This window comes from Rhizobacter sp. P3_B12, from assembly GCF_056402895.1.
The window spans coordinates 1-2,031 of sequence record NZ_JBFUGN010001059.1; the positions used below are offsets into that span (position 1 = coordinate 1).

The following is a 2,031-nucleotide window of genomic DNA, read 5'->3' on the forward strand; positions in this document are numbered from 1 at the left end:
GAATGGCGGCCGGCACCGCGTGAGCCGCAAATCCAGATTTGCGGCTCACGATTTGAGCCGAATCGCCTAGAATGCGGCTCATGGTTTCCAGCAAGCCCCTCGATGTCTGGCAGCAGCCGGCGTGGCCCGCGCTGAGCTTCGACCCCGCACGGGTCGGGCCGGCACTGGCGCATGCGCGCCGCATGCAGGGCCTGGTGGAGGGCAAGGCGCAGGCGATCGGCATCGAGCGCGACGGGCAGGTCGCCCGCGAGTTGATGGAAGACGAAGTGATCGCCACCGCCGCGATCGAAGGCGAACGGCTCGACCCTGCGGCCGTGCGCTCGTCGGTGATGCGCCGGCTCGGCCTCGCGACGACAGGGCCTCGTGATCGCCATGTCGATGGCCTGGTCGAGGTGCTCAACGACGCGATGAACGGGTTCGACACGCCACTGGATGGCGAGCGCCTGCAGCGCTGGCAATCGGCGTTGTTTCCTGGCGGAACGAGTGGCCTGCGGCGCATTGCCGTGGGCCGCTGGCGCGACCACGCCGAGGCGATGCAGATCGTCAGTGGCCCGCCCGGCAAGGAGGTGGTTCATTACGAAGCCCCGCCGTCGCGCCGGGTCGCGAAGGAGATGGACCGCTTCCTCGCGTGGTTCGCGAAGACCACGCCGCAGCCGGCTCGCCTGCCCGTGCTCGACGGGCTGGCGCGAGCGGCGCTGGCCCACCTGTGGTTCGAGAGCATCCATCCGTTCGAAGACGGCAACGGCCGCGTCGGCCGCGCCGTCGTCGACATGGCGATCGCACAGGACCATCGCGTTCCGGTGCGGCTGTACAGCCTGTCGCGCCAGCTCCTCGCGTCGCGCAAGGGCTACTACGACGCGCTGAACGCCGCCCAGCGCGGCAACGGCGACGCCACCGACTGGGTCCTGTGGTTCGCACAGCAGTTCGCGCTGGCCTGCGAGCGCTCGAGCCAGGTGATCGACCGCGCGATCGAGAAGGCCAGGTTCTGGCAAGGGCACGCCCACCTCGAACTCAACGAGCGCCAGCGCAAGGTCCTGCAGCGGCTGCTCGACGACGGCGACGGYGGCTTCCTCGGCGGCCTGAATGCCGACAAGTACATCAAGCTCACCGGCACCTCGAAGCCGACAGCGACCCGCGACCTGGCCGACCTGGTGCGGCACGGCCTGCTGTGGACGACAGGCCAGGGCAAGGCCGTGCGCTACTTCGTCAACGTGCCGGGATGGACCCACGGGGTGACGGATCATTTCAACGGCGACACAGTCGTGTGAATTCAGTGCCGCGCGTAAGCGGCTCCACCACTTTCCGTGCATTTGGTAAGTGCAGGCCGATGCAGCTTACGAAGCCGCGACAGCGTGCAATCGCCAACCTACATTGCGCCGGCAGTCCCCACCGGCGCACCGCTCCATGCAGTGCGCTTCATCCAAGAACGCATCAGAGGAGTTGTCACTCATGAAGTTGCTGAAGCCCACGTCCGCATTCCAATGGTCCGCGCTGGCCCTGTCCAGCGCCCTGCTCTTCGGCTGCGGCGGCGCCGACAAGAGCGCCGACGGCGAATCGGCCTCGGCCGCATCGGTCACCGTCAGCGAGTCGGCCGCCGGCCTGTCGGTGCGCACCGTCACCGGCGAAGGCAGCCGCTTCAACGGCAGCCATGTCGAGGCCGCGCTGTACACCTTCGCGGCCAAGATCGCCGCCGGCACCGATGCCGGCCAGGCCCTCGACGGCACGCTGGTGCTGCAGAGCGTCGCGCAGGACGACGGCAGCACCGCCCTCACCGGCAAGCTGATCGGCGGCAAGCTGACCGCCACGCCGAGCGATGCGGTGACTGCGCTGCAGGCCGAGTTCGCCACCGCGCTCGAAGCGCTGAAGACCGCATACAAGACCGATGTCGAGGCGCTGCAGGCCACGCTGAAGACGGCGCTCGAGGCCGCCGCGACGCCCGATGCCGGCCGCCGCCTGAACGAGGCCCAGCGGGCCGCGATCAAGACCTTCATCGATGCGGTGAAGACCCGCACCGAGCAGTTCCGGACCGAC

General features: G+C 68.7%; 2 protein-coding genes. Both read left to right on the forward strand.

The window, feature by feature from the left end:
* Window positions 1–80: 80 nt before the first annotated feature.
* Entirely contained in the window at window positions 81–1,268 is a 1,188-nt protein-coding gene (locus AC1D01_RS32035; protein ID WP_477873543.1) for a Fic family protein, read from the forward strand.
* A 181-nt stretch (window positions 1,269–1,449) separates the two neighbouring features.
* The coding region (locus tag AC1D01_RS32040; protein WP_477873544.1) for a hypothetical protein at window positions 1,450–2,031 on the forward strand (582 nt) is incomplete at its 3' end.